This is a genomic window from Teretinema zuelzerae, assembly GCF_021021555.1.
Lineage (GTDB): Bacteria > Spirochaetota > Spirochaetia > Treponematales > Treponemataceae > Teretinema > Teretinema zuelzerae.
The window spans coordinates 1482225-1508965 of the sequence record NZ_JAINWA010000001.1; the positions used below are offsets into that span (position 1 = coordinate 1482225).

Sequence of the window (26741 nt, forward strand, 5' to 3'; positions counted from 1 at the left end):
AAAGCGGGAAACACCCCTCCGTAATCTACCAAAATTTGAGTTTCTTGCCGATGCAAATTAGACTTATGACTGGCGAGGTATGCATGAGCGAAGAGCGCATCGTTTTTCTCAAAGAGGAAGAAACCGATCCCATAGAGAGCGATTATCCGCAGGGCTTTTCCGCGGACGACCATTGCTGCTGGGATATCCTGATCGTCGACGACGATCCGGACGTCCACGACGCAACCGTGTTCGCGCTGAAGGGCCTGCTCGTATTCGATCGAGAACTCCGCTTCCATCATGCTTATTCGGCAAAGGAAGCTCTCTCGGTAATCGCACAAAACCCGGGCATCGCCCTGATCCTGCTCGACGCGGTGATGGAAACAGAAGACGCGGGACTCGCCATCGTAAAGGCGATCCGGGATGATCTGGGACGGGACGACGTGAGGATCATCCTTCGCACGGGTCAGCCGGGACAGGTCCCCGAGCTTGAAACCATCACGCGATACGACATCAACGATTATAAAACTAAAAGCGAACTGACAAGAACGAAGCTGATGACATCGGTCATCGCGGCGTTGCGGTCCTGGACTCAAATACGGCGCATCGGAAAAAGCAGGAGAGGGCTGGAAAAAATCGTGGAAGCCAGCAACGAACTCCTGCAGGAACAGGGGCTTCAGCGATTCGCGGACGGAGTAATCACTCAGATGGCGGGATTGTTCGACCTGGAGCCGGAAGGCATTGTCTGCGTGATGGATCCGGGAACAGGATGGGCGTTGTCCGATGCGCTGCCCGGATCAGAGTGCTGCATAATCGCCGCCGCGGGCCAATACCGCAGATACATCAACAAAAATCTCGGCGAACTGCAGAACAGGGAAATATCGGAGTCGATCTTCGCATCGCTGAGAAACAGGCGAAACATCATAGGGGAAAAAAGTTTGACTGTTTTTTTCGGCGAAGCCTCCGGAACCGCGTTCGCAACCTGGATAGCTTCTCCGGTGCCCCTGAAAGACCTCGACACACACCTTCTGGAAGTGTTTTGCTCGAACATATCGATCTGCGCAAACAATATTACCCTGGTGAACCGGCTCAAGGAGCAGGCATGGATCGACCCCGGCCTTCAAATGCCGAATCTTCCGGCCCTTGTCGAAAAAATGAAAACCATACTAGCTCAGGAAGGCGAACGCCCGCTGACCCTGTGCATACTGGATATCGACGGCTTCAATCAAATAAACGAAATACTCGGATATGAATACGGGGATGAAATATTGCGCGCGCTCGTCGCGCGTCTCCGCGAGTTCCTGCCTCCGGAAACGTTCGCCGCGCGCGTCGCCTCCGACGTATTCGCGCTCATCGGCGCTCCGGAAACCTTCTCGCAGTCCTTGCTCAAAAAGATCTCCCTCATGCCCATCCAGACGCCCGACGGAGAGAGAACGCTTTCCATATCGGCAAGCCTCACCTCGATCGACTCAACGGACGGAAACGCGTCAACCCATCTGCGGAACGGCTTTATCGCCCTCAAGCGCGCAAAATCGGAAGGAATCGGCCAGATAGTCCGATACTCGGGAAGCATCGGAACTGAGACGAGAGAGAGAATACGCCTTTTGCACGAGCTCAAGGGGGCGTTCGCCGCTCACAAGCTTTTTCTCGTGTTCCAGCCCCAGTACATGATGCCTGAACGGAAGATTTTCTGCTGCGAGGCCCTGCTTCGATGGAAAAACGACGAAGGCGAGTTCATTCCGCCGGATACATTCATTCCCCTTGCCGAACAGGCAGGGCTCATCGTTCCCATGGGCATCTGGATTCTGCGCAGCGCGCTCGCGGCGCTTAAAACCATCCATCAAGCGGGATTTCCGGATATAAAAATAGCGGTGAATGTTTCCGCTGTTCAGATGAGGCATCAGGATTTCCTCTCTGAACTGGACCTCGCATTGGAAGAAACCGGAATCGATCCGCGGCATCTCGAGCTGGAAATCACGGAATTCATCTCGATAATCGGAATAGACAACGTGCTGCATCTGCTGAACGAAATCCGGAGCCGCGGAATATCCCTGGCGATCGACGATTTCGGAACGGGCTATTCGTCTCTCGCCTCGATAGACAAATGGCCGATACACCGCATTAAAATCGACAAGTCCTTCATCAAACACCTGGACGACGCAGAGGAAAAAGCGCGCCTGGTCGATCTTCTTATTTCCCTTGCGGACAGGCTTTCACTCAACATCCTTGCGGAAGGCGTCGAAACTCAAAGCCAGTTCGACCGACTCCTTGAACTCGGCTGTCAGGAAATTCAAGGGTTCCTGCTGTCCACGCCGCTCGGTCTCGAAGATCTCATACGTCTGTTGCAAAAGGGAGTCGCGGATGCATGTTGATCCATTTCTGGGGTTCAAACCTCATCGGGCCGGGTGCGCTTTTTTCTTTTTTTTCCAGATCCTCTTTCTTGCCGGGTGCGTTCAAAAACCGATAAAGATCGGCATGATATGCGGACTATCCGGCTCGAACGCCGACCTCGGAGAAGCGGGAAGAAACGGCGCGATGCTCGCCGCGGAAATGATCAATTCGAATCCCGACCCCAAAGCCCCGAAAATCGATTTATTTATTCGCGACGATAAAAACGACCCCGATCAGGCAATCGGCGCGGCGAACGAACTTATCGACGAAAAAGTCGAAGTAATCGTCGGTCCGCTCAGCACGTCCATGGTGGAAGCGGTGCTTACCGTGACCGAACCCCGGAACCTCCTGGTGCTCACTCCGACCGCATCGGCCCTCCAATTCGTGGGGAAAGACGATTATCTCTTCAAGATGAATTCCAGCACCCGGGATAACACGGAAGATTACGCGGATTTCATGCTTTCAAAAAGAAACCACCGCAAAGCAGCGCTCCTCATCGACCAGCAAAATAAATCCTTCGCCGAAAGCTGGGCTTCGGAATTCGCCCGCGCTTTCGTCTCTTCGGGAGGAGCAATCGCCGGTGAAGTCCGCTTCGACGGACGCGAGACTCAAGCGCATTCAAAAGCTGCGGAAGAATTGTTGAAATTCAAGCCCGATGTTCTCATCCTTATCGCCCACTCCGTCGATGTCGCGCGGTTTTCGCAGCAAGTCCGAAAGATCGATCCCGGCATTCCGCTGATCGCGGCCGAATGGGCGGGAACCCAGCAGCTCATCGAATTGGGAGGGAAGGCCGTGCAGGGGCTGGAAGTGCTGCAAACGTACGACAAATTCGATGCGTCGCCCGCCTACGCCGCTTTTCTGGAAGCCTACGTGAGCCGATTCGGATCGGAGCCGAGCTATTCTAGCATCATGAGCTTCGAGGCGATGACGATCGCATATCAGGCGCTTGCAAACAAAGCCGGGAACGAGGATTTGCGCGGATCAATCGCGAGGAACAGCCCGTATCAGGGGCTCCAGCAGGAAATTCGCTTCGACCGGTACGGAGACAGCAGGAGAAAGGCGTTCTTCGTAACTGTCGACGGCAACGACTACATTCCAGCTCTATGAAAAAAAAGCCCCTCTTCCGCTTCAGGGAATTTCTCATTCTGATGGTCAGCGCCACGACGATCCTCACGCTTGTTGTTTCCGGCGTATTCATCTATCAAACCAGAAAGGCCTCGATTACAGCCGATACGATACGGAAGGCGCAGCGATCCTCGATTGACCTCTCGCGGAGGGTGGAGACCCTCCTTTCCGGCATTGAACAAAGCCTCATACCGCTGATCGCCAGCAGCCTATATATAGATGACAGTCAAACGGCAGAAATCGTCAATTCGATCATGAACAGCCAGCCGCTGGTCCGCGCGGTCTACTGCATCGACGGGACGGGACGCACCTTCGCGACCGGAACCCGCACGGACACGAACCCCTTGCGCCCGGACTTTCTCGGCATCGACTTTTCCTATAATCCTGTCTATCTCAAATTGCTACTGGACTATGAAGCCGTCTGGAGCGATAAATTCGTATCGGTTTTTTCAGGAGACACCTGCATAGCCGTCGGAGTCCGCGTCGGCCCCCATTCGGCGATAGCGGAAGTCGCCCTTGAATCGCTGAGAAAACTGGTTATGGAGGCTTCAGACGAGGCTGAGCAGGTGTGGGTAATCGACCGTCGGGGCGAACTGGTCGTAGACACGGTTCATAAAGGACGGTCCGGCATCGTCAATGTGGGAAGCATCCCCGAATTCTCGTACATAGCTCAAGGCCTTTCTTTGCCGCGGCTGGTTGCCATCGAAGACAAATTCTATCATCCGGCAGTTGCGCGTTCGATAAAACTTGGCTGGATATTCATCTCTGCGATACCGGCGGGATTCAATAATCCCGAAATCCGGACAATGCTGGTAAACATGCTTTTTTTCGCCTTGGCGTTCATCTTCGCGGCCTTATGCACCTTGCCGCTATGGACCCATCGGCTCTCGGTGCAAGTTAAAAAGCTTCATTCATTGGCCTCGGGGATCGCAGAGGGCAAAGCGCCTGCCGCCGAAGAAATCGGCAGCATTTTCGAATTCAGAGAACTTGCGGATATACTCATCGCCATGTATCGACAGGTTTCCTTGCGCCAGGATGAACTCACCGCATTGAATCAGAGGCTGGAAGAACGCGTTCAGGAACGAACGCTTGCCCTGGAAGAGAGAAACAACGAACTGATGGCCGCGATGGAAAACCGTAAGCGGATGCAGAATTTGTTGGTGGAAACCGAAAAACAGGCGGCCCTGGGACGTCTGGTGGCGGGCGTAGCGCATGAACTGAATACGCCGATCGGAAATGCGCTCATGGCGGTATCCAGCCTCGAGGAAGACCATGAAAAATTCGCCGCCCGCATCGCAGCCGGAATTAAGAAAACAGAGCTGGAAAAGATTCTTTCCGACACGCGGGAGGGTTTGGTAATCGCTCAGCGAAATCTGCAAAAGGCCGGAGAGCTGATAAACAGCTTCAAGCATGTCGCAAGCGACCAGACAAGCTCGATCAGGAGAAGATTCACCCTCGACGAAACTCTGCGCGAGGTGCTTCTCACCATTCAACCGATGCTCAAACGAACGCGCCATGCCCTGCAGACGGACATCAACCCGTCCATCGAACTGGACAGCTTTCCGGGAGTTCTTGATCAAATCATCACAAATCTCATTACAAACGCCCTTGCGCACGCATGGGACGAAGGAGAAAAAGGGACCATCTCAATATCGGCGCATCCCTACAAGGCAGGGGTGCGCATCAATGTTTCAGACAACGGCAAGGGAATGGACGAAGAAGTTGCACGGTACATAATGGAACCGTTTTATACAACCAAGATGGGATCTGGAGGAACCGGACTCGGACTTCACATCGCTCATAACGCTGCGGTTCATATTCTCGGCGGAGAACTGACGTTCACAACGGCCGTGCAAATCGGAACAACCTTCTTCCTCGATATTCCGCTGGCCGCCCCGATACTGGATCCCGCCCAGTGAACCGATCAGGCATCGGCTACCCGATGCCCGCCTTCGGCCCGCCGCTCAGCTCCGTAGGCTATTTCCGCGCCGCAACAATCAGTTCGGTATTCGCTCCGCTGTCAGCGGGAATCGTAAAATACTGCAGCACTTCGTCGAGGCTTTCCGCCTGGGCTGAAAGTTCTTCGGCGGTGGACGCGAGTTCTTCCGAGGCGCTCGCGTTCTGCTGAATGACCGAATCCAGCTGCCTGATGGCGCTCGAGGTTTGATCGACGGCGGATTTCTGCTCGCGGCTGGAAGCGCTTATCTCCTGCACAAGATCCGCGGTTTTCTTGATATCGGGAACAAGCTGCTCAAGTAGCGATCCGACCCGTTCCGCGGCCACAACCGTCCTGGACGACAGGGCGCCGATCTCTCCCGCGGACGCCTGGCTCCGTTCGGCGAGCTTGCGCACTTCGGATGCGACTACGGCAAAGCCCTTGCCTGATTCTCCCGCCCGCGCGGCTTCGATCGCGGCATTCAATGCCAGAAGATTGGTTTGGCGGGCAATTTCTTCGATTATCGAAATTTTCGCCGCGATCTCCTTCATCATGCTCACCGCTTCGCGCACCGCGATGCCGCTTTCCTCGGCGTCCTGAGCCGCTTTCACCGCGATTCGATCCGTCTCGGTAGCGTTGTCGCTGCTCTGTTGAACCGCGCCCGACATCTGCTCCATCGAGGCGGAAACCTCTTCGGCAAGCGACGCCTGCTCGGTCGCGCCCTGAGACAGCTGCTGGGCAGTACCGCTTAGCTCGATGCTGCCTGCCTTCACATTCCGCGAAATTTCCCCGGAATGGGCTATGACGTCCATGAGCGTTTCTTTCATCTGATCGATGATTCTCGCCAGATTTCCGAATTCGTCTTTTCTTGTTCGGTGCGCTTCGTCCATGAGAACAGTCAGATCTCCGCCCCCGATTTTCTGCGCGAATAATCCGGTATCGACCAACGGCCTTGTCAACAGATTCGTGAGAATCAAGCCGGACACCACAGAAATAAAAACAATAACGCTCATAATAACGACAAGAATGATCAAAGCGGCGGCGAACCCGCTTTGAGCCATCGTATAATTCTTCTGAGTTTCAGCAGTCATTATACCGGTCAGTTCGTCCATCGCCGTGCGCGTCCTGGAGAACGCAGCGGAATACGGTCCAAAATACACGCCGCTCGCTTCGTCGAGGCGTTTTGCCCCCAGTGCGTCTACAATTTTAGAAGTCAGGCTTTGCATTTCGGCATAGCCGTCTTTATATTGCCGGAAGAAATCCTTTCCATCCAAGCCGGCTGCGACAGAAACCTTTTCGAATACCTCAAACCGCTGATTAACCTGTTCAATATTCGCTTTCGCTTCGGTTATATACGACGAGACATCTACGTCTGCGCCCATGCCCAAATTATTGAGCGCATGGGAAATCGCGATGCTTGATTGATACGCGTCGCGGTCGGCTTCCAACAAATGCTGTATGCCTACAAGCCCCTCGTTATAAATGCCGTCAGTCGCGGAATTCATGCCGGTCAACGTATAAAAAACATAGCCGAACCCGCCGATTATCACCGTGATGATCAGGGCGAACACAACGAAAAGCTTGGACCGAACCCTTAAATCTCTTAATTTGAACATCTCATTGCACCTCGCTTCATACAATTCTCGTATATGAAGAATGAAAGCGCAAATAAAAAGACAATACAGGTTCTGCAAAAAAGACGCGCGGAGCCGTTATCTCAAGACCTGATTATAGAGGCCTTGCAGAAAGGGCAGCGCCATCCATACGGAAAAAAGAAACAAAAGCAGATATCCTAAGAACTCGATGCCGGCGGAGATTCTTCCAAGAAAAACTGTATTGCTTTTTAGGCCGAGGAAGAGACCGGTCCGGCCGAACCAGGCAAGATAGCCCGCGAGAATGATCGGAACGCTCATTCCAAGAGACATCGACAATACGGACAGTATACCCAGGAAAAATCTATCGAGCGTCAGGGCGAGAACCAAAACCAAAATAGCGCCGGGACAGGGATATACTCCGCTGGCGAAGAGCGCCCCCAAACTCATCCGTCCCGCCTTGCTTCTTTTCTCTTCGGTTGGGATCGAAAAGAATTCGCGCAGGGACATGACAAGCAGCAGCAGGGAAGCTGCAACCAACAGACTGTAGGATCCGCCCTCGAGATACCGGGCAAGAGCGTCGGTTTTGCCCGATATTGCTCCGCCAACTCCCTTGAAAGCGCTCATGACCGCTATGGAGGCGCCGCCGTGCAACACCGCGAGAAACACGCCGGTCAGCAGGGGTTCGATCGGAGGAGCTTTGCGCGCCAGATACAGGGAAAACACGACCGTTTTGCGATGCCCGGGACCTGAGGCGTGAAGAACTCCGTAGACAAAGGAAAAGCCGAGAATGCCCCAGAGCATCGACCAGGAGCCTTCCTCTCCGTATGCCGTGAAGGCTTCAGCTAAAGAAGAACGAATCTCCGATTGTCTGGATACGAGCGAGGCGTCTGCCGGCGCGGTTCTCACCGAAGGAGAGGTCCCCGAACCGGTGAAGGGATTCGCCCGGAGGGGCAAGGAAACCGACGCGAGAATCAATACAACGGCAAGCAAGGCCTTCCCCGCAGACCCGTTACCAGACAAGAACAATCTCCCGGGGATAATACGTCATCAAGCCTTTTTTCCATTCATAGTACACGGTCGTGTCGTCGATAGCACCCTTGGGATTGTAGTACACCGGGAAGCTGCGGTTCTCCCGGATTTCGTAACGCGGAGAGACTTCGCCTCCGTGGGTCAGTACGACGGGATTTTTCTCGGTATAGGAGATATCGCAGAAAAACGTATAATCGTATACCGCCAGCGCAAGCTCGTTTCCGCTCGTCGAAGAAAGGTCGACGAAGAACCGATAGGACAGCTTCCCGTCGGTTTGCTTCGCGGAAAAGCGCTGTATCTCTTTCGGATTCGATCTGGTGGAACCTTCCCTGATGAAGGTGAAATAGTAATAGTTTTTTAGATTGCTGAAGGCTCCCGCGAATACGTCCCGGCTTTCCTGCTCGGAAAATTTTCCGTCCTGATTCAAATCAAAGCCGTGAATGATGTCGGCGCTGAAAAACTCGTCGAAGGTCCATTCCAGCCAGCAACCGGAAAGCGCGTCTCCGTCCCATACGAATTCTGCGGAACTCTTCAGGAACATATGCGGATGCGCATGCGCAAAAGACGCCGCGCATGCTAAAACAAGAATTAGAACGAGCTTCCTCACGGCGCGCGGCGATTGAACCCGGCTCATATCCATATGCTTCCCGCCGTATACGCAAGCGCCGAAAAAAACCAGGCAACGAAAAGCTGAAACCCTACAGCCGCCGCGGTCCACTTAAGGGAAGCGAACTCTCTGCGCATAGCCGCCACCGCGGCGAGACACGGAGTATAGAGAAGGGTAAAAACAAGGAAGGACGCGGCAGAAAGCGGCGTAAAGTACGAGGCCAGGCCTTCCGGAAGAACAACCGACAAGGTGCTGATGACCGCTTCCTTCGCGGTAAATCCGCTCACCAGGGCGGCTACGGCCTGCCAGTTGTCGAAGCCGTTCAACGCGAACAGCGGAGCGACGAAAGAGCCGAGCGAAGCAAGAATACTGAGAGAGCTGTCCTCCGCAAGATGAAAGCCCCACGTCAGATTGGTCAAAAGCCACACGATCAGCGAGCCGAGAAAAATAATGGTGAATGCCCGGCTGATGAAGTCCTGAACCTTCGACCATAAATGGATGCGAAGCGCGGAAAAGGATGGAAGACGATACACCGGAAGCTCAAGAACAAAGGGAACCGAATTCCCCTTGAATATCGTATTCTTAAAAATCAGGCCGCTTATTACCGCGACGACGATGCCGCCGAAGTACAGGAGCATCATCACCAGAGCGGTATGATTCGGGAAAAAAGCGGCGCAGAAAACCGAATACACTGGAACCTTGGCCGAACAGGACATGAAGGGGGCAAGCAAAATCGTCAGCTTTCTGTCCCTTTCGCTCGAGAGCGTCCTTGTCGCCATTACGGCGGGCACGGTGCATCCGAATCCGATCAGCATCGGGACGAAGGACCTGCCGGACAGGCCGATCTTGCGCAGCAGCGAATCGAGAACGAAGGCGACCCGGGCCATGTATCCTGAGTCTTCAAGAAGAGAAAGAAAGAAAAACAGAATAACGATGATCGGAAGGAAGGATAACACGCTCCCCACTCCGGTCAAGGCTCCGTCTACTATCAACGAACGCATCCAGGGATTTACGCCCGCTCGTTCCAAACCTGAAGCGGACAATTGTACGACTAAATCCACCGCGGCGGAGAACAGGTCCGATATCGCGCTTCCTATCGGCCCGAATGTTATCCAGAACACCGTCGCCATCACGAGAACGAACACGGGAATGCCGAAATACGCATGAGTCAACACGCGGTCTATCTTGATCGAGCGTTCCTGCTCCCGCGACTCTCCGCGCGAACGCACTATGGTTTTTAAAACAAGTTTTTCGATGAAGGCATACCGCATATCTGCTATGGCGGCTTCGCGGTCGGTTCCCAGATCATGTTCCATTTCTGAAACGATCTTTTTTACGATGTCTTTATCGGTTTGAGTCAAATCGAGCGCTTTCTCAAGAGGAGGATCGCCTTCGATCAATTTAGTGGCGGCAAACCGCGGTTCGAAACCGATCCGGCGGGAATTGTCTTCAATTATATGAGTGATGGCATGCAAGGCCTTGTGGACAGGACCGGCGCAAAAATCGATTTTTCGCGGAGAATTGCCTGAAAGGGGCGATTTCCCCGTCGCCGCGTCCTGCACCCGCTCCAGAAGCTCGTCGATGCCCTCGCCCTTATTCGCTACTATGGGAATGATGAAAAGCCCCAGTTCCTGCTCCATGGTGGCGAAGTCGATCGTCATGCCGTTGGAACGGACCTCGTCCATCATATTAAGGGCAAGCACCATCGGAATGCCGAGGGTCATCAACTGGAGGGTAAGATAGAGGTTTCGTTCAATATTGGTGGCATCGAGGATGTTGACGATGACGGCGGGCCTTTCATGGACGAGAAAATCCCTGGAAACCACTTCTTCGGCGGTAAACGGCGAAAGCGAATAAATCCCGGGCAGATCGACGACAGTCATCGTCCCGTTCTTCCGCACCGTGCCTTCTTTCTTTTCCACGGTAACGCCGGGAAAATTCCCGACATGCTGATTGCTTCCGGTCAGCTGATTGAAAAGAGAGGTTTTTCCGCAATTCTGGTTTCCGGCGAGCGCGATGTGAAGGTTCATTGGCTTACGACCTTAACCCGTATGTTCCGGGCGTCTTCTCCGCGCAAAGTCAGCTCGTATCCGCGAAGACTCAATTCCAGCGGATCGCCGAACGGAGCTGTTTTCCGCACCAGCACCTTTGTCCCGGGCGTAAGCCCCATGTCGAGCAGCCTGCGCCGCAAAGCGCCCGTTCCGCCCACAGCTTCAATTATCCCGGACTCCCCGGGCTTCATCCCACTTAAATCTCGCACTTGTTAACCCCGGTTGTTCGTTAACCCTAGCGAATTTCAGTTGTTTTGTCAAAGGATATCAGATATAGTGGGGATATGCCCGATTCATTAACCGCGTCAAAACAGGATTACCTGGAAACGATACTCGATTTCACGGCTGAAGCAGGACAGGTGCGCTCGATAGACATAGCGCGCGCGCTCGGCGTATCCCGCGCAAGCGTCAACAAGTCGTTAGGCTTTTTAAAAGAATCAGGCCTCATCGAACACGAGCATTACGGCGACGTAAAACTCACAGAAGCCGGATTGCGGGCCGCGCGCCAGGTGAGGGCGAGGCATAACCTGCTCAAACTCTTCCTGATCGACATCCTTAAAGTTTCCCCTGATACGGCCGAACAGGACGCCTGCCGGATGGAGCACGCGATAAGCCGTGAAACGGTCGAAAAACTCGAGGTGTACCTTAAAACAACCCTCGCCCAAAACAACGCGGAATAAACTTCTGTACGCGTAATCAATAAAAAAGGCTGTCCGGGCTTTGATCCCCGGACAGCCTTTTTATTATGGGGACCTCTAAAAACTTCAGTTTTTAGAGGTCTACCTTAATATAAGTGTAAATCCTGTAAGGATTTACAAGGGCACCGAGGAAAACTAACCAAGTTTTTCGAGGTGCCCTATGCGTGAAGCGATCAGCTTCCTTTTTCTACGTATTTTTTCAATTGCGCGCTTGCGACCTTCGGGTTTGTAATAACGGAAGGTCCGGCGATGCAGCCGCCGGGACAGGCCATAACTTCGACCAGGTTTGCTTCGCAGGGCTTCTTCTCGGCAGCGGCCTTGCCGAAAGCTTTCAGCTGCTTCATTCCGGCGACATCGAGCCCGTTGATCACGAAGGGCCGCAGGTTTTCCGGATGCTTCAACCGGACGCGCACCGCTTCCGCGACTCCGCCGGACTGCGCGAAATTCCGTCCGCTCGCGGTCGGCTGCTGTCCGCATACGATCACTTCGCATTCGCCGATGTCGATTTCCTTGGCGACGAACAGGGCTCCGATCTCTTCTGCGGAAAGCACGTAATCCACATGGGAATCGTCCAAGCCTTCCTTCCGCTTGGCGAGGCAGGGACCGATGAACACGGTCACGTACTCGGGGTCTTCCTTCTTCGCCATTTCAGCCGTGTAGTGCATGGGCGATCGCGTGTCGGATACGCAGGGGATCAGGTCGGGAGCGTGAATCTGCACCGCGCGCACATAGGCCGGACAGCATGACGTCGTCATGAGGGTGTCTCCGTGCTCCATGCGTTCCTCGAACTCGTGAGCCTCTTTGTCGGCGGTGATGTCCGCGCCGACCGCGACTTCGAAGGTTTTATGGAAGCCGGCCGCCTTGAAAGCTCCTTCGAGCTGGCCCGGCTGTGCGCGGAACTGGGCGGCGATCGCCGGAGCGTACATCGCCACGACCTTTTTTCCCTCCATCAGCTTGCGGATCACGTCTACGATCTGGCCCTTGTCCATCATCGCCCCGAAGGGGCACTCCCGCATGCAAGCGCCGCAGAAGGTGCACTTCGAGTAATCGATGCGTTCCTTGCCGTTCTCGTCCTTGCTGATCGCTCCGACCGGGCAGGCTTCCTCGCAGGGAACGGGAATACGGATGATCGCGTGATACGGACAGTTCTGCATGCAGATGCCGCAGTTCACGCAAGCCTCGGGATCTATATGGGCGCGTCCGCCGGTGATGTCGATGCACTTCTTCGGGCAATTCATCATGCAGGGCCGCGCGATGCACGCCTGGCACGCGTTGGTTACCATATAATGAGCGCGGACGCAGGCGTTGCAAGCGTCGTCCAGAACCGTCAGCATCGGCTCGGTCGGCTTTTCGCGCTCCAGGGCTTCCTTCGCGTATTCGGCAAGCTTCTTTTCGTCGTCGTAGTCTTCCACGCTGTGTCCCAGCCGTGCCATCACGCGCAGGCGCAGCACTTCGCGATCGTGGTAAATGCAGCATCTGCGCGGCTCGGAATTCCGGGGAGCCATTTCGCGAGGAATATAATGCACGCCTTCTTCCAGCTTTCCGGCCAGTTGAAGCTTCGCGATCCGTACAAGGATTTCGCGCTTGATCTGCGCGGCACCATTGTTGATATTAAGCATCTGCAAACTCCTGAATTTTCTGAAGCACGCCCGGCAGGGTCGCTTCAGTCATCACTTCTCCGTTTATCGTTACGAAAGGCGCCTTTCCGTTCTTCGAATCCTTGCACAGGCCGAGACAGGTGGCTCCCTCGATTTCAACCTTATCTTTCAAATCTTCCGGCAGACTCTCTTCCAGAAGAAGAATCTCCGACGCGCCCATGACGAAGCAGGCGGTTCCGGAACAGATAACGACCTTGATTTTCTCTGACATAGCTCGATCCCCCATTTACTTTCTTGTTTAGAGATACCGCACCTGAACATCTTTCAGGTACTGTTCTGAAAGCAACGCTTGTATTTTTTTGACGATATTTCGTCTGATTTCAAGTTCAACCGGCATATTGGGATCCTGATGGGCCTCGTTGATTTTCGTTCCCACCATAAAATGAATCCTGTCGCTGTCGAGAAGCATTTCGACGATCCGGGTGGCCCCGTTGTCGCCCTCTCCCTCGAGAATATTGCCGCCGCGCAGGGCTCCCCGCTCCAGAATCTCGGAAACCTTTCCGAGGGTGATAATGCCTTCGGTGACGAGATCGGCGCCTTCCATAACCGACATCGGCGGAATTTTCGGATCGATCTTCTTGAGCTGCAGCTTGACCGGTTTTCCGGTCTGGCGCGAGATGATGTTCGCGGTGGTTCCTCCGCACAGAATCTTCCGGCCGGGAAACGCGTTGAAATCGCGGGCCATTTCGTCGTCGTGCTCGGGATTCACCGGCGGTCCCGTCAGAATCAAAAGGTCCCGGGGATGGCGGAAATAAATCACGCCGCAGGTGATGTCGTCCTTTGCCTTGAACGCGTCGTTCCGGTGAGCCTGCTGCACTACCAGCCTCGCGAGATCCCGCGCGCTCACGAACGGATTCTCCTGTATCTTCTCCAGCACGTAATCCTGAACCGCGCACGCGCCCCAGCCCATCGGATGGGCTTTTGTCCCCATGCCGGACTGGGTTACGCCGTCGGAAAAAAACACCAGCCGGTCGCCCGGGCGGGCCCGGTAATCGGAATAATACAGCACGGCTTCACGGGTGGGCGCCGTTTTTTTGTTTTTCCTTTCTATAGTCGTACACTGCTTTATCGGTTCGACCACCGTATGCTGGCGAACCAGAATATAGTAGGGATTATCATACTCCATTATTCGCACGGCCGAATTCGGCTCGATATCTACGAGCGTGAACGTGGCATAGCTGATTCCCCGCTCCTTGCAGACAGGAAGAGTATTCATGATGATATTGGCGGCGCGCTTTATAGGGATGTCCGCCGCGATGAATTTCATCGCCATGGTAGCTGTCAGCGTCGAAAGTACGCCCGCCTTTATTCCCGAGCCCAGGCCGTCCGAGAGAACCGTTATAATGCGTCCGTCGTTGTCGTGCTTCTGGGAGAGGAAGGAATCTCCTCCGGCGCCCTGCCCGGCCTTATACAGCTGGTAGTGCCCGACCTCTATGAAGGTTCCCCCGGTAAGAAGATCGCTCATTCCTTTCCTTCGTCGCTTTCCGTAAACGAATCGATGATCGAGTTGAGCGTCGCTTCAGTCTCCGCGGCGTTCTCGCCCAGCAAAAACGCTATTTTCTGCACAACCGCGAGATTCTTGTTGATAACCCGGCGAGTTTGCTTTATCACCCGCTCCCGTTGTATCTGCGGAGCCGTAACGTCCTGAATGACGCCGCAAGCGCTCTCGCCCTTTTCAATGGAAAAAACGGTCGTCTGGAAAATCTTCGTTCCTTCCCGCAGTTCGTGTTCAACCACATCGGGCCCGTCGAGCGCCATCACGTCCTTGAAGAAGCGCGCGATTCCGGAAATTTTTTCCAGATCGGCACCCTCCATTCCGGGCTTCGCGTCGAACATGGCCTTGGTGTCTTCGCCCATCAGCCGGGCGAAGTTTTCATTGCACTCTACGATCTTCAGGGCCGAATCGGCGATCACAACGCCGGAAGGAATCGCTTTGATCAAGCCGTTCGCCTTGTTCTGGGCGAGCTTGCGCATATAGGAAACGCACATGACCTTCTCGGCCCGGTGCTCGAGAAGGGCTTCCGCGAAGGCCCTGCAGGTGTCGTAGCCGCAGCTTCCGCAGTTCAATTCGTCGTGAATATCGTATTTGCCGACCTGCCGGAGCGCCGCGCAAATCTCTTCGTCGGTATGGCGGATCGGAGGCGTCGTATTCACCGGCAGCGTTCCTTCCATATTCGGGCGCTCGGCTTCCAAAGTGTCGGCTGAGCTTTCGGCGTAATCGAGCAGGGTTATGCGCTTCAAGGCGGTAGACGTCGCCGAATTCGAAAGCGGACCGTTTATGCAGCCGCCGGGACACGCGAGAAGCTCCATAAACAGCGGATGCCGCAGCTCGGCGGGATCAAGGCCGCGCAGCGCCCGGTCGATCTCGGCAAGGCCGGTAACAGACATCATGCGGACGTTTTCGGTTCCCGGATATTTCTTCACCGCGGCGATCATGCCGCCGTCCACCGGGTAGAGCGAGCCTTTGGCAGCGCGGTACGGGATAAAGGATTCTGAGGAAGGCGACGCCCGCGGCTTCGCTTCCAAAGCGGCCAGCGAAATTCCGGCAGTCTCGATCCATAAACGCAGATCCCTGAAGGATATGGCGCAATCGATCGTTCCCCACACGTCGGCTTCCCGTTTTTTCGCGATGCAGGGTCCGACGAAAACGACGCCCGTATCCGGGCCGTAGAGATCGCGTAAAAGACGTGTGTGCGCCAGCAACGGAGAAGCCCTATCGGTGATATGCGGCGCCGCTTCCGGAAGATACAGTTTCAGATACTCCACCGCAACCGGGCAGGCCGAAGAAAGATACAGCCGGCGCTCGGGATCGGATGCGAAATCGCTTGCGAGCTGGGCGGAAACCAAATCGGCCCCGATCGCGGTTTCCGATACGCCGTAGAATCCCAATGCCCTGATCGCTTGAGAAAGCGTTTCCGGGGAAATGCCGGGAAATTCGGAGGCGAAAGAGGGCGCAAGAGAAACGATAACCTGTTTTTTCAGGGTTAACAGCTGCTTCGCGCGGATCAGATCGTCGCGGACGCGCTTTGCGCCCGCAGGGCATACGGTGACGCAATGGCCGCACAGCACGCACTTGTCCGACACTACCTGGGCATGCCCGTTCTCCACACGTATTGCCTTGACGGGGCATTCGCGTATACATTTATAGCAGTCTTGGCATTGAGTTTTTTCCGTGTAAATCGGATTCTGATAATTCATTGCTCGCTCCGGCACAGTTTGTGCTCGAGGAGATCTGCAATCATTCCGGGCTTAACGCCTTGAATCAGCTCTCCGTCTATCTTGATATTCGGACCGTCTTTGCAATGGCCCTCGCACAAGCAGCCTTGAATAACGACGCGGCCGGATAAATTTCGCTCCTGGAGAAAACGCTCTATAATTTCAGCATTGATGTTGTTTCCCCGGGAAAAGCAGGAACTGCCCATGCAAACAGTGATTACGGTTTCAGGTGATTCCATCTATCGGCTCCTGGAATAATTGTATAAAAATATATCGATATAGTCAATCATACAGAAGGAGTACATATGATTCATAGCAGTTCTCAGTCCAGGGATAATTCCCAGGTTATTGAAACCCTGCAGGATTTTTATACCGCGATTTTAGAATACTATGACGAACTCTTTCCAATGAATACGCAAGCCCTGGACTGTATTTCACGAATCCAGCTTATTCATAAAGCCGATAAAGGCGGTTCTTCCGCGCCGATGTTCCGTTATCTGGGCGTCGGATGTGCAACGGGCAATCTGGAAAACCGATTAAGCGGTCCGGGCCTCGATATCACGGGAATAGACAAGAACTCCGCGATGATCGAAACGGCAAAAAGAAGAATTAAAAAAGGATTTTCCAGCATCCGATTCTTTGAAATGTCGGCCATGGATATGGGAAGGTTTCTTAAAAAAGAGTCGTTTCATCTCATTGGCTGCCTCGAGAACACGCTGCCCTACATAGGAGACGAGATACTCGTCCGGAAGTTTTTCCATGACGCCCGCGAACTTCTCGCTCCGGAAGGACTGCTGCTGCTTCAAACCGTCAATTTCGACTCTTTCGACAGCTCAAAACCGTTTGTTCTGCCCCAAAAACAGTCCGTCCGCGTCCAGCTCGACCGGTCCTACATCCCGACGAACGACGGTTGCGTAACGCTCAAAGCCGAACTGGAACAGGGAAACGGTCGCAGACTGATCCTTCAACAGGACACGAAGCTTCGCCCCGCCCCGACGGAAAAAATATTCCACTGGGCGAACGAGGCAGGCTTCAGCGAATGCGCGTTTTTCGCGGATTTTAATCAATCTCCCTGGTCCGCCGATTGTCCGGAAACAATCATCGTCTGCAGGAAATAACCCTTACACGATGCGCCATTTTCCGTCCACGCGGTTCATTCGCGTAGACGGGATTTCAAGAACCCGCCCGTCTTCGCCCTGAAGACGTATTATGCGGGTTAACGGATTCACCTCGGTAACCCTGAAATTGCATTCATCGTAAAAAAGGCGGATTCCCTCGTTCGGCAGGGTTTTTCGAGCCTCGCAATACCATTCATGCTCATACGACAGGCAGCAAAGCAAACGTCCGCACTGGCCGGAAATTTTCATTGAATTCAGCGAAAGATTTTGATCCTTCGCCATGCGAATTGATACGGGCTTCAGCTTGTCCGTTACGGAGTGGCAGCAATACGGACGGCCGCACACGCCGAGGCCGCCGGTGATCCGGGACTCGTCTCGAACGCCGATCTGCCTGAGTTCGATGCGCATTTTGAATATGCCGACCAAGTCTTTCACCAAATCCCGGAAATCCACCCGGTTTTCGGAACTGAAGAAAAAGAGAATCTTGGGCTCGTCGATCAAATAATGCGTCGCTACCAGCTTCATTTCCAATCTATGCTGAGCGACCTTATCGCGGAAAACCTGGAATGCGGCCGCTTCTTTCTCCCTGAATTCCGCCGCGCGGACAAGTTCTGCCTCTTCGGCTTTTCGTTCGACGACGACGACGTCTTCCGGCCTGATTCCCATGGGAACGCGGACCTTGCCCATAACCAGCGCCAGATCCCGCCCGTAGCGGGTAGGAACCAGCACATAATCGCCGTTCTCGAATTCCAGTGACGGATGCGTGGCATACAGGCTTTCGCTGGAATAATCCAGCTTCAAATGCCATAAGGGCTCGGGAAACACCCAATCGCCCTTCGAGGCGTCTATCGCAATTCCGTCCCGCCCTTCGTCGAGATGATCCTCCAGATTAGAAAGATCTTCGCCCTGGATATCTTCAAAAGATGAACCCATGATTTTTCCGCCTTTTGGTTTGTCAGGAGAGCAAATCCACCAACAATCCATTGATTTCTTCGATTCTTGCCAAAAGACCCAATTGATCTTTTTGATTGGAAAGAATCCCTGCAGCCATCTGCTCCAGTTTCTCGTCGATAACCTGTACCTGGAAAAATTTCTTGCGTTTGAGGATGTTCCCCCCGAGGTACGTTCGGTTACGGTAAAACTTCGGTCCACAACATACTGAATGAACGACCGGACCGCGTTCTTATAGGCCAATATGGTATCCGGAACCTGCTTTTCCTTCAATATATCACCGCTTGAATGGACGTCGTCCATAAGCAGTTCTAAAACCTTCTCTGCGGGCAAGCCGGCAAAACGGGCAGGAACGGCAGGCTCCGCAGGAGAAGCCTCATCGAGCCGCTCCTTAAGCAACGCATCGAATTTTCGTGTTTTGGTTTTTTCTTTCGAACCGGACGCCTTGCCGGCTCCGCTGCGAAGCGCCGCCTGGCTGGCCAATGAACTGAAAAACGGAGAGGAGGGATCAACCGGACCGGGTCCAGCCATTACGTTCTCCCCAAACCGGCGGAAGCGAGGGATCCGTCGAGAGCTTTTTTATTGTTATAATTGCGCAGCGCTTCGTCGAAGGCTTTTTGATCGTCGATAGCGAAGCAGCTCCCGTTCAAAACGACGGATTCTTCGACATGCAGCCGTTTCGTTATAACGGAGCCGAGAACCAGCGCGCTCGATAGAATGAGCACGCCTTCCGGAGCGATTATGTCCCCGAGCACTATTCCGCCGACCGTAATCTGTTTCGCGCGGATATCTCCCCGAATTCTGGCGTTCTCTCCGATAATTACGCGGCCGGGCGTATCAAGACAGCCGTCGATGTCTCCGTCTATCCGCACGAAACCGTTTACGCGGAGATCGCCTTTAAAAAAAGAGCCCGGTCCGATAAGAGTATTTATGGAGACGTCGTCAATTGCGGAAAGAGCCACGGGTGTTTTCCTTATCTGGATGCGGAAGCCTTGATGTTGAGGTACTTCATAGGATCAACTACGTCCGAACCGATGTGAACTTCATAATGGAGATGAGGACCGGTCGAAAGGCCGGTGTTGCCGATATAACCGATTACCTGCCCCTGCTGGATATACTGTCCCTTGGAAACCCGGAAAGACTGCATATGAGCGTACCGGGTGTAGAATCCGTGCTTATGCTTGATGATCACGTAGTTTCCGAAACCGGAATCGTAATCGACCTGTACGATCTGTCCGTCCGCGGTCGCAAGAATCGCGTCTCCCGACCGATACGTCGAAAGATCAAGACCCTTATGAATATACCACTGTCCGGTAAAAGGGTTTCTGTTCTGACCGAATTCCATCGAAGCATGGCCGATTCCGCCCTTGATGGGCCACAGGCTCGGAATATCGGAAAACAAGGTTCCCTGGGAATTCAGCAGCTTCCCGATTTCCTGAATGGGCTGAACAGAACTTTCAAGATAGCCGGTCAGACGCTGCAATTCGGATGCTTCACGCAGCGAGCCCTGAGCGGATTCGGTAACATTGAACAGGGAAGAAAGATCGCCGTTCTGAATGGAGCTTTTCGCGGCAGAAGTGGAGGAATCAAGACCGATAAGCGAAAGCGTTCCGGAAAAGGCGTTTTGAAAGTTCTGAGCGGCTTTAATAAGCCGGCCGGTTTCGTCCTTCAACAGGTCCAGGCTGGCGCGGGTCTCACCGGCTTCCTGGCGAAGTTCCGCAAGATCCTTGCTTGCAAGGACGGAATGGCGCGAAAACAGAAAAAACGACCCGATAATACCGGCAATCGCGAAAACAAAAAATATGAGGGAAAAGAAACTCGTTTGAAAATTTATCACTCTTTTTTGAGAGTGGGGAACAATCATGATTGTAAGCTTGCGCCGTCCGCCGCGGGCTACCGAAGCGAATGCAGAGCCGATGGCGCGAAAGCTCTTTCCGAAAAAGCGTCCGATGGACCGGATTACATTATTCTCAACCCGTTTATAACCTCTCGTTCTCGGCACCGTTTACTCCCTTCTCCGCAACCCTATAACCATATAATTCTACCATATACGCAAAATACCTGTCAAATCATCCGTAGCTCATTATCGACTCTTTTTTAAAGGTTGACGACGACCCAAGGGTGTGGTATTTTTCTATTATACTTATCATCTGCCTATTCGGGCAGCTACTACTCTCGTATCGGATGTCAGCCATGCAATTTTTTGATACTCACGCTCACATAGGGCTTATCTATGAGGACCCCATAGAACAACTTCGCGTCATACAAGAAGCGAAGCAGGCTCAGGTTACGCGAATCGTCAGTATCTGCAACAGTCTGCACGATTTCAGCAAAGTATATCCTCTTTTAAAATCCGCTTCGTCGGTATATCACGCTATCGGTGTTTCTCCGTCCGAAGTCACAAACCCGGGCAAAGACTGGATTCATACGGTAGAGGAAGGCCTTAAGCTTTCGAACGTAGTCGCACTCGGAGAAATCGGGCTCGATTATTTCCGTAAATACGGAGACAAGCGATCCCAGATCGAGCTGTTCATTACGCAGCTTGAAATCGCGTCGAAGGCCGATATGCCCGTCATTATACATAATCGGGACGCGGGCAAGGATGTATTAGACATACTTGCGGAACGCCTTCCGGAAGCAGGCGGCGTTCTCCACTGCTATTCAGAAGACGCAGAATACGCGCGGATCGCCCTTGATCTGAACCTCTATTTCTCCTTCGCGGGCAATCTGACGTACCGGAACGCGAGAAATCTGCATGAAACCGTGCTGAGCCTGCCGATCGACCGCATTCTCGTAGAGTCCGAAAGCCCGTTCATGGTTCCCGCGGATTATCGCGGCAAGCGGAATATGCCGGCCTACACTCCTTCGACCGTAAAATTTCTCGCGGAAATGCTTGAAATGGATCTTGAGGAGCTTGCGGACCAGCTGTGGAAAAACAGCTGCAAATTTTTCCGTCTTCCCGAGTAAACATGGCCTCCTTGTATCATCCAGTGAAAATAGGCTCCCTTCAACTCGAAGGGAACCTGTTTCTCGCGCCGGTAGCCGGATATTCCGACCGCGCGTTCAGATCCCTCTGCATCGAGTTCGGAGCCTCGTTCACCTATACAGAGATGGTGTCCTCGGAAGCGCTCACGCGCGGATCGGGAAAAACCGAGAAGCTCCTGCAACGGGCTCATAACGAAAAAAAATACGCTGTCCAGATATTCGGAAGCGACCCGGAGCGGATGGCCGACGCGGCTTCGATGGTCGCGGACGAAGCAACCCCCGAATGCATCGATATCAACGCCGGATGCCCCGTGCCCAAAATCTGGAAAAACGGAGCAGGCTCTGCCCTGACCCGGGATCCGGATCGGCTTGCCCTCATCGTCCGGGCGGTAACGGACAGAATGAAAAACAAGGCCGCTGCCGAAGAAAGAGACACGATGCCGGTGACTGTGAAAATCCGCTCCGGGTGGGATGATTCGGCCTTAAGCTGGAAAGAAGCCGCCGAAGCCGCTGTTTCCGCTGGAGCCGCCGCGATAACGCTGCACCCGCGAACCAGGGCCCAGGGATACGAAGGCAAGGCCGACTGGAAGATTCTCGCGGAACTGTCGGCCCTGATTCACTCATCCCATCCCGGAATCCCTGTTTTCGGTTCGGGTGACCTGTTCACTCCGGAATCGGCGAAAGAAATGCTGGAACAAACAGGCTGCGACGGAGTCATGTTCGCTCGCGGCGCAATGGGAAATCCGTTCATTTTCCGCCAGGCTATCGAATACCTCTCCGAAGGCACCTGGGAAGCGGTTCCTGCCCAGGACAGGATCGAAGCGGGCTGGCGGGAGCTGCGCCAACTGAGCGAGGATTCAGGGGAAACAGCCGCCTGCAGGGAAATGAGGAAACGCTTTTGCGCCTATTCCAAGGGCCTCGAGGGAGGGGCCTTTCTCCGTCTCGAAATCGTCAAAGCATCGAGCATAGAAGACTACAGAAACCTCTTCGCCTCGCATGGATTCGTCCTTTCCTGAGCCGAACTCCCTTGCAAATTCAAGCTCCGACCGTCTAATATGAGGCATGAGTCTTTTGAACGCTCTTTTCGCTTTCCTGAAAGAATTAGTCGAAACACTGTTCGCCTCCTCTTCTTCCCCGGAACAAAAAAAGCGTCACGACCTCAAACAACTCCAGCTGAAAATCAAGGAAATCGATCCGCCCCTCTATCGTCCGGACGGCTTTCTCCTTGCCTCCTTTCCCGCCGCCCTCTATCAAATGTACCAGTTCATCGCTCCGATCCGGGAAATTCTTTCGGCAACTCTGGCAAGCACAGACAAGCGGATAAGCGAAAAATACCGGGATTTTCTTATCGAGTCGTCTCTCGCGACCGAACAGCTTGCGCTGAGGCGAACATTTCTCTACCAGGAAAGAATAAAAGCGCTCATCGCTTCTCACCTGTCCCCGGAGCGCGTCATCGAGGAGCAGGCAAAGCAGTTTTCGCAGTTCATCAAGGCGCTGGACACCCCGCAGGTGCAGCAAAGCTCACGGCTTATCGAGAAACTCTTCTGTTTGCACGATTTTTGTCAATTCGATTTCAACTCGTTTTTCGCGAACTTCGACCCGGCCTTTAAAACGCATGCCGGACAGGATACGACAGTTGAAAATCCCAGCTTCAAACCGGTCGAAGTAGCAGAAATCGTGCCCCAGCTGATGGATCTGCATTATCTGGTGTCCAGGCTCGAGATATCGAAACAGGTAATTGAAACCGTGGCCGAACTCGAGAGCAAGCGGACAAACGACGAAATGACGCCGGAAAGCCACTCGCGCATCGACCGTATTTTCCAGGCTCTCATGTGGCTCCTGCAAAAAAAGCTGTCTGCCGACACCCTCCTGACCATCATCCGCCTGACGAAAAACGACCCGGACTTCAAGCCCGAACAGCCCTCCCTGAAAATAGACCACATCGCGGACTACCGAGAGCATATAACGGAGTTCTTCCACAGCGATTCGCGAAAGCTTCAGAAAGAACAACAGGAAAACGAGATAAAGACCCTGATTGAAGGCGCATTCGGCAACCGGCCGCTGGAAACAATCGCCGGCTATAACGAGTCGACAGCCGCCCTGCTCCAGGATTTTACGCCCTTCTCCCTCGACTGGGTCAAACCGCTGGAAATAATCAAAACCTTTTCCATACACCACTTCACCCCCCACTATCGCCAAATCCTTAAAAGCATCATCGTCGAGGGCTATTTCAATAACAGAAACCTTCAAAGCTCGTTTGCCGGATCCTTCTCTTTCTGCGAATCGATTCCCGCTAAACTCAGGGAATTCGAACAGCTGTTCGAGGACAACCAGCCGTGCAGTTTGAAAATCATGACCGGGTATTTAACTGAAATGCAAAACGGACTTGACTTTGAAAAACCGTTGCGGAAGATGGTCGAAAACATGAATAACCACGCGAAGGGATTCGTGCAGCAAGCCGTAACGCAGCTGTCGGATGTTTTCAATTTTTGCATCATTATTCTGGAAGATAATAAAAAAACGATTCCGGATTATATAACCAATATCCGCAATCTGACCGCTTCGACGAAAAACAGCGAATCGTTTGCATGGATCGAGAAAGAGCATCCAATCTTCCGTAATTTTCTTGAAATAATGAAAAAGTATGCTATAGTAGGTACGTTATCCGTATCATCTAGCGTTTCAGACCAGTCGGAGACCCGGGAACCATAATGGCAAAATCGAAAAAAAACAGCGCTCTTGAGGCCTCATCCGAAAAACAAATCTATGATCTGAAACAACTGCTCGAAATATCTAAAAGCCTCAATTCGGTGATCGATTTTTCAACGCTGATCGAAGCCATCCTTTACACCTGCATGGGTCAGATGAAAACCCTCGGCGTCGCGATTTTTACCAAACAGAATTTCGACGCGTGCTGCTTTCAGCTAAACAGAAACTATTGCGGCTTTGAATTGAATCCGAATTCCGATTACTCATTCCCCGAAACGCACCCCCTGATCGCCTTGCTGAGCAGCCAAAATTCTTGCGTGACGCCCGAGGTCATCCAAAAGGAATTAACGCCGGATACTGCTCTCAAGAATCTGATGGAACTCAATCCAAGCCTCATCGTTCCCCTCAAAGCCAAGTCGCATATAAACGGAATGCTCGTTCTCGGGGAACAGATTACCGCGGAAGAGTATTCGACCTATGAAAAAGAGCATATCCTGAACATCGCGTCTCTGGCGGCCATCGCTATCAGCAACGCCGCGCTTCTGGAAATGACGACGACCGACATGATGACGCATCTGAAACTGAAGCATTACTTTTATACCGTCCTCATGCAGAGGCTGGAAGACAGCATATCTCAAAAGTCCCCGCTTTCAATTCTCATGCTGGACATAGACTTCTTTAAGCGATTCAACGACACCTACGGACATGCGTGCGGTGACGTCGTCTTGCAGATGGTGGCTTCGGTCATACAGGCTAATACGAGAAATCAGGATATGGCGGCCCGCTACGGCGGCGAAGAATTCGTCATCATGCTCTGCGATACGCCGGTTCACACCGCTGAAAAAATCGCTGAGCGGATCAGAAAATCCATTGAAAACCTCGATATCCTCTACGACAGCCAGCACCTCAGGCTCACCATTTCCATCGGCGTGGCCGAGTTCAATCACACAGTCGATCAAACCGCGAAAAACCTCGTAGACCGCGCCGACAAGGCCTTGTATACATCCAAGCAGACAGGAAGAAACAAGGTTTCGGTAGCAGAATAAATTCCAAAATATCAATGAGGAAGAATAATGCGCGAACCCTGGTGGAAAACAGCCGTATTTTACCAAATTTATCCGAGAAGCTTCCAGGACAGCAATAACGACGGAATCGGAGACCTTCCGGGCATCATCTCCCGTCTGGATTACCTCGTGGAACTCGGAGTCACAGCTTTGTGGATATCTCCGTTTTTCAAGTCTCCTATGGACGATTTCGGCTACGACATCAGCGACTACTGCGACGTAGACCCCGTCTTCGGGAACCTCGAGGACGCCAAGAAACTCATTGCGGAAGCTCATGCGCGCGGTCTTAAGCTTATTTTCGATTTGGTCATAAACCATACGTCGGACCAGCACCCCTGGTTTCAGGAAGCCCGATCTTCGCTCGACAATCCCAAGCACGACTGGTACATCTGGAAGCCCCGGCATGATCGGGCTACCGGCAAAAAATTGCCGAAACCGAACAACTGGGTATGCCAGTTCGAATTTAAAAGCGCCTGGTGGGATAATCCCCAAACCGACGAATGGTATCTTGCAACGTTCACCCGCCATCAGCCGGAAGTAAACTGGCGGAATCCCGAACTGAAAAAAGCCATGTTCGATGTGATCCGCTTCTGGCTCGACCTCGGCGTTGACGGTTTTAGAATGGACGTAGTGAACTGGTTTATCAAAGATCCGCAGTTCAGGTCGAATCCCTTCACCTTCAACGCGAATCCCGAGATCTTTCAAAAACACATATACGATAGAAACCAGCCAGAAACACACGATATATGCAAGGAAATCAGACGGATCGCCGACTCCTACCCGGGAGACAGGGTGCTCGTCGGCGAAATTTTCAGCCGAGATCCAGACATCGCGGCATCCTATCAGGGGAACGGAAAAAACCAGCTTCACCTGGCCTTCAATATGGAGATGCTCTATCTCAAATGGGACGCGAAACGCCTTGCGCAGGCGCTGGAGCATTGGTACCGGGTCCTGCCGCAGGAAGGGTGGCCGAATTTCACGCTCAGCAACCATGACCAGCCCCGCCACGCAAGCCGCTTCGCCGACAAAAAAGGACGATATTTCAAGCAGCGCGCGGAAATCGCGGCGATGATGCTGTTAACGGTTCGAGGCACCCCGTTCGTATATTACGGAGAGGAGCTCGGAATGCCGAACACTGCCATCCCCCGGAATGAGCTGGTCGATCCGACGGGAATAACGTTCTGGCCCCTGCCCCTCGGACGCGACGGCGAACGGACCCCGATGCAATGGACGCGCGCAAAAAACGCGGGATTCACGTCTGATGACGCGTCTCCCTGGCTTCGGCTCGGCGATCTTGAAAACGGCGCCACCCTGGAAGACCAGAAAAACGACGAGCGCTCGCTGTGGAACTGGTACCGCTCGCTCATCGAAATCAGGAAAACCTCCGAGGCTTTGACGATCGGAGACTTCGCTATGATCAGTCCCGGCGAAAACGATGTGGTATCCTATGAACGGACAAGCGGAACCGAACGCATTCGTTGCGCGCTGAATTTCTCGCCCTCCGCGCGAACCATCGGCTTCAACTCTCAAGCAGAAGTAATTCTGGGCAACGAAAGGGCAGCTGGTTCAATACTCGAAGCCGGAGCCGTATGCCTTGCGCCTCACGAGGCATTGCTGGTACGCTTTTGA

23 protein-coding genes and 1 pseudogene are annotated in these 26741 nt (G+C 53.4%); 10 read left to right on the top strand and 14 right to left on the bottom strand.

Annotated features, from left to right (window positions below; translation table 11 throughout):
* The first annotated feature begins 83 nt into the window (after positions 1–83).
* The 3 genes from K7J14_RS06515 to K7J14_RS06525 are packed head-to-tail and all read left to right on the top strand — an operon-like array spanning position 84 to position 5414.
* Positions 84–2351, top strand: coding sequence for a bifunctional diguanylate cyclase/phosphodiesterase (locus tag K7J14_RS06515; protein WP_230754541.1), 2268 nt, complete (start codon positions 84–86; stop codon positions 2349–2351).
* Positions 2341–3477: an ABC transporter substrate-binding protein gene (locus K7J14_RS06520; RefSeq protein WP_230754542.1), complete on the top strand. Its 1137-nt coding sequence runs from the start codon at positions 2341–2343 to the stop codon at positions 3475–3477. The genes K7J14_RS06515 and K7J14_RS06520 overlap by 11 nt, the downstream gene beginning before the upstream one ends.
* The gene (locus K7J14_RS06525; protein ID WP_230754545.1) at positions 3474–5414 is read left to right on the top strand and encodes a sensor histidine kinase; all 1941 of its coding nucleotides are present in this window, start codon (positions 3474–3476) and stop codon (positions 5412–5414) included. Before K7J14_RS06520 ends, K7J14_RS06525 begins: the two co-directional genes overlap by 4 nt.
* Positions 5415–5472: 58 nt before the next feature.
* On the opposite strand, the gene K7J14_RS06530 is transcribed toward K7J14_RS06525, so the two are convergent.
* The 5 genes from K7J14_RS06530 to K7J14_RS06550 form a co-directional block, all read right to left on the bottom strand.
* Positions 5473–7047, bottom strand: a complete 1575-nt coding sequence (locus tag K7J14_RS06530; protein WP_230754546.1) for a methyl-accepting chemotaxis protein — start codon at positions 7045–7047, stop codon at positions 5473–5475.
* A 96-nt stretch (positions 7048–7143) separates the two neighbouring features.
* The gene (locus K7J14_RS06535) at positions 7144–8046 is read right to left on the bottom strand and encodes a HoxN/HupN/NixA family nickel/cobalt transporter (RefSeq protein ID WP_230754548.1); all 903 of its coding nucleotides are present in this window, start codon (positions 8044–8046) and stop codon (positions 7144–7146) included.
* A complete protein-coding gene (locus tag K7J14_RS06540) occupies positions 8036–8695 on the bottom strand; it encodes a DUF1007 family protein (protein WP_230754549.1) in 660 nt (219 codons plus the stop codon). The genes K7J14_RS06535 and K7J14_RS06540 overlap by 11 nt, the downstream gene beginning before the upstream one ends.
* Entirely contained in the window at positions 8686–10692 is a 2007-nt protein-coding gene (gene feoB / locus K7J14_RS06545) for a ferrous iron transport protein B (protein ID WP_230754551.1), read from the bottom strand. The genes K7J14_RS06540 and feoB overlap by 10 nt, the downstream gene beginning before the upstream one ends.
* Complete coding sequence (locus K7J14_RS06550; protein ID WP_230754553.1) at positions 10689–10871, bottom strand: FeoA family protein; 183 nt, start codon at positions 10869–10871, stop codon at positions 10689–10691. Before K7J14_RS06550 ends, feoB begins: the two co-directional genes overlap by 4 nt.
* A gap of 126 nt (positions 10872–10997) precedes the next feature.
* Here K7J14_RS06550 and K7J14_RS06555 point away from each other — a divergent pair, with 126 nt between their 5' ends.
* Positions 10998–11393, top strand: coding sequence for a metal-dependent transcriptional regulator (locus K7J14_RS06555; RefSeq protein WP_230754554.1), 396 nt, complete (start codon positions 10998–11000; stop codon positions 11391–11393).
* A gap of 191 nt (positions 11394–11584) precedes the next feature.
* Here K7J14_RS06555 and K7J14_RS06560 read toward each other — a convergent pair whose 3' ends face one another.
* From K7J14_RS06560 to K7J14_RS06580, 5 genes are read right to left on the bottom strand one after another with little or no spacing between them, the layout of a single operon-like run.
* Positions 11585–13030, bottom strand: a complete 1446-nt coding sequence (locus K7J14_RS06560) for a 4Fe-4S dicluster domain-containing protein (RefSeq protein WP_230754556.1) — start codon at positions 13028–13030, stop codon at positions 11585–11587.
* Positions 13023–13280, bottom strand: a complete 258-nt coding sequence (locus tag K7J14_RS06565; protein WP_230754558.1) for an NAD(P)H-dependent oxidoreductase subunit E — start codon at positions 13278–13280, stop codon at positions 13023–13025. Before K7J14_RS06565 ends, K7J14_RS06560 begins: the two co-directional genes overlap by 8 nt.
* Before the next feature lie 27 nt (positions 13281–13307).
* Complete coding sequence (locus K7J14_RS06570; protein WP_230754560.1) at positions 13308–14534, bottom strand: SpoIIE family protein phosphatase; 1227 nt, start codon at positions 14532–14534, stop codon at positions 13308–13310.
* On the bottom strand, positions 14531–16267 hold the full coding sequence (locus K7J14_RS06575; protein ID WP_230754562.1) for a [Fe-Fe] hydrogenase large subunit C-terminal domain-containing protein: 1737 nt from the start codon (positions 16265–16267) through the stop codon (positions 14531–14533). The genes K7J14_RS06570 and K7J14_RS06575 overlap by 4 nt, the downstream gene beginning before the upstream one ends.
* A complete protein-coding gene (locus K7J14_RS06580) occupies positions 16264–16524 on the bottom strand; it encodes a (2Fe-2S) ferredoxin domain-containing protein (protein ID WP_230754564.1) in 261 nt (86 codons plus the stop codon). The genes K7J14_RS06575 and K7J14_RS06580 overlap by 4 nt, the downstream gene beginning before the upstream one ends.
* 66 nt (positions 16525–16590) lie before the next feature.
* Between K7J14_RS06580 and K7J14_RS06585 the strand changes: the two genes are divergently transcribed.
* Positions 16591–17403: a class I SAM-dependent methyltransferase gene (locus tag K7J14_RS06585; RefSeq protein WP_230754566.1), complete on the top strand. Its 813-nt coding sequence runs from the start codon at positions 16591–16593 to the stop codon at positions 17401–17403.
* A 3-nt stretch (positions 17404–17406) separates the two neighbouring features.
* Here K7J14_RS06585 and K7J14_RS06590 read toward each other — a convergent pair whose 3' ends face one another.
* The 4 genes and pseudogenes from K7J14_RS06590 to K7J14_RS06605 form a co-directional block, all read right to left on the bottom strand.
* Entirely contained in the window at positions 17407–18336 is a 930-nt protein-coding gene (locus K7J14_RS06590; protein ID WP_230754774.1) for a PSP1 domain-containing protein, read from the bottom strand.
* 165 nt (positions 18337–18501) lie between these two features.
* Positions 18502–18885: pseudogene (locus tag K7J14_RS06595) on the bottom strand (DUF327 family protein); the annotation flags it as partial.
* Positions 18885–19316 carry a bactofilin family protein gene (locus tag K7J14_RS06600; RefSeq protein ID WP_230754568.1) on the bottom strand — a complete coding sequence of 144 codons (432 nt, stop codon included), beginning with the start codon at positions 19314–19316 and terminating at the stop codon, positions 18885–18887. The pseudogene K7J14_RS06595 and the gene K7J14_RS06600, both read right to left, overlap by 1 nt.
* Before the next feature lie 11 nt (positions 19317–19327).
* Entirely contained in the window at positions 19328–20356 is a 1029-nt protein-coding gene (locus K7J14_RS06605; protein WP_230754569.1) for a M23 family metallopeptidase, read from the bottom strand.
* 191 nt (positions 20357–20547) lie between these two features.
* Here K7J14_RS06605 and K7J14_RS06610 point away from each other — a divergent pair, with 191 nt between their 5' ends.
* Genes K7J14_RS06610 through K7J14_RS06630 form a run of 5 tightly spaced genes read left to right on the top strand, consistent with a single transcriptional unit; the run spans position 20548 to position 26741 of the window.
* Entirely contained in the window at positions 20548–21321 is a 774-nt protein-coding gene (locus K7J14_RS06610) for a TatD family hydrolase (RefSeq protein ID WP_230754571.1), read from the top strand.
* A 2-nt stretch (positions 21322–21323) separates the two neighbouring features.
* The gene (dusB, locus tag K7J14_RS06615) at positions 21324–22355 is read left to right on the top strand and encodes a tRNA dihydrouridine synthase DusB (RefSeq protein WP_230754776.1); all 1032 of its coding nucleotides are present in this window, start codon (positions 21324–21326) and stop codon (positions 22353–22355) included.
* Between the two features lie 46 nt (positions 22356–22401).
* Positions 22402–24051, top strand: coding sequence for a DUF5312 family protein (locus K7J14_RS06620; RefSeq protein ID WP_230754572.1), 1650 nt, complete (start codon positions 22402–22404; stop codon positions 24049–24051).
* Positions 24051–25094 (top strand): diguanylate cyclase DgcA, encoded by a 1044-nt coding sequence (gene dgcA / locus K7J14_RS06625; protein ID WP_230754574.1) that lies wholly within the window; start codon positions 24051–24053, stop codon positions 25092–25094. Before K7J14_RS06620 ends, dgcA begins: the two co-directional genes overlap by 1 nt.
* 27 nt (positions 25095–25121) lie before the next feature.
* Complete coding sequence (locus tag K7J14_RS06630) at positions 25122–26741, top strand: alpha-glucosidase (protein WP_230754575.1); 1620 nt, start codon at positions 25122–25124, stop codon at positions 26739–26741.

What these genes read in the sequence shown, in the direction of transcription:
- K7J14_RS06515 (WP_230754541.1), top strand. Translation starts at nt 84, where the DNA reads ATGAGCGAAGAGCGCATCGTTTTTCTCAAAGAGGAAGAAACCGATCCC.
- K7J14_RS06520 (WP_230754542.1), top strand. Translation starts at nt 2,341, where the DNA reads ATGCATGTTGATCCATTTCTGGGGTTCAAACCTCATCGGGCCGGGTGC.
- K7J14_RS06525 (WP_230754545.1), top strand. Translation starts at nt 3,474, where the DNA reads ATGAAAAAAAAGCCCCTCTTCCGCTTCAGGGAATTTCTCATTCTGATG.
- K7J14_RS06530 (WP_230754546.1), bottom strand. Translation starts at nt 7,047, where the DNA reads ATGTTCAAATTAAGAGATTTAAGGGTTCGGTCCAAGCTTTTCGTTGTG.
- K7J14_RS06540 (WP_230754549.1), bottom strand. Translation starts at nt 8,695, where the DNA reads ATGGATATGAGCCGGGTTCAATCGCCGCGCGCCGTGAGGAAGCTCGTT.
- feoB (WP_230754551.1), bottom strand. Translation starts at nt 10,692, where the DNA reads ATGAACCTTCACATCGCGCTCGCCGGAAACCAGAATTGCGGAAAAACC.
- K7J14_RS06555 (WP_230754554.1), top strand. Translation starts at nt 10,998, where the DNA reads ATGCCCGATTCATTAACCGCGTCAAAACAGGATTACCTGGAAACGATA.
- K7J14_RS06560 (WP_230754556.1), bottom strand. Translation starts at nt 13,030, where the DNA reads ATGCTTAATATCAACAATGGTGCCGCGCAGATCAAGCGCGAAATCCTT.
- K7J14_RS06565 (WP_230754558.1), bottom strand. Translation starts at nt 13,280, where the DNA reads ATGTCAGAGAAAATCAAGGTCGTTATCTGTTCCGGAACCGCCTGCTTC.
- K7J14_RS06570 (WP_230754560.1), bottom strand. Translation starts at nt 14,534, where the DNA reads ATGAGCGATCTTCTTACCGGGGGAACCTTCATAGAGGTCGGGCACTAC.
- K7J14_RS06575 (WP_230754562.1), bottom strand. Translation starts at nt 16,267, where the DNA reads ATGAATTATCAGAATCCGATTTACACGGAAAAAACTCAATGCCAAGAC.
- K7J14_RS06580 (WP_230754564.1), bottom strand. Translation starts at nt 16,524, where the DNA reads ATGGAATCACCTGAAACCGTAATCACTGTTTGCATGGGCAGTTCCTGC.
- K7J14_RS06585 (WP_230754566.1), top strand. Translation starts at nt 16,591, where the DNA reads ATGATTCATAGCAGTTCTCAGTCCAGGGATAATTCCCAGGTTATTGAA.
- K7J14_RS06590 (WP_230754774.1), bottom strand. Translation starts at nt 18,336, where the DNA reads ATGGGTTCATCTTTTGAAGATATCCAGGGCGAAGATCTTTCTAATCTG.
- K7J14_RS06610 (WP_230754571.1), top strand. Translation starts at nt 20,548, where the DNA reads ATGCAATTTTTTGATACTCACGCTCACATAGGGCTTATCTATGAGGAC.
- dusB (WP_230754776.1), top strand. Translation starts at nt 21,324, where the DNA reads ATGGCCTCCTTGTATCATCCAGTGAAAATAGGCTCCCTTCAACTCGAA.
- K7J14_RS06620 (WP_230754572.1), top strand. Translation starts at nt 22,402, where the DNA reads ATGAGTCTTTTGAACGCTCTTTTCGCTTTCCTGAAAGAATTAGTCGAA.
- dgcA (WP_230754574.1), top strand. Translation starts at nt 24,051, where the DNA reads ATGGCAAAATCGAAAAAAAACAGCGCTCTTGAGGCCTCATCCGAAAAA.
- K7J14_RS06630 (WP_230754575.1), top strand. Translation starts at nt 25,122, where the DNA reads ATGCGCGAACCCTGGTGGAAAACAGCCGTATTTTACCAAATTTATCCG.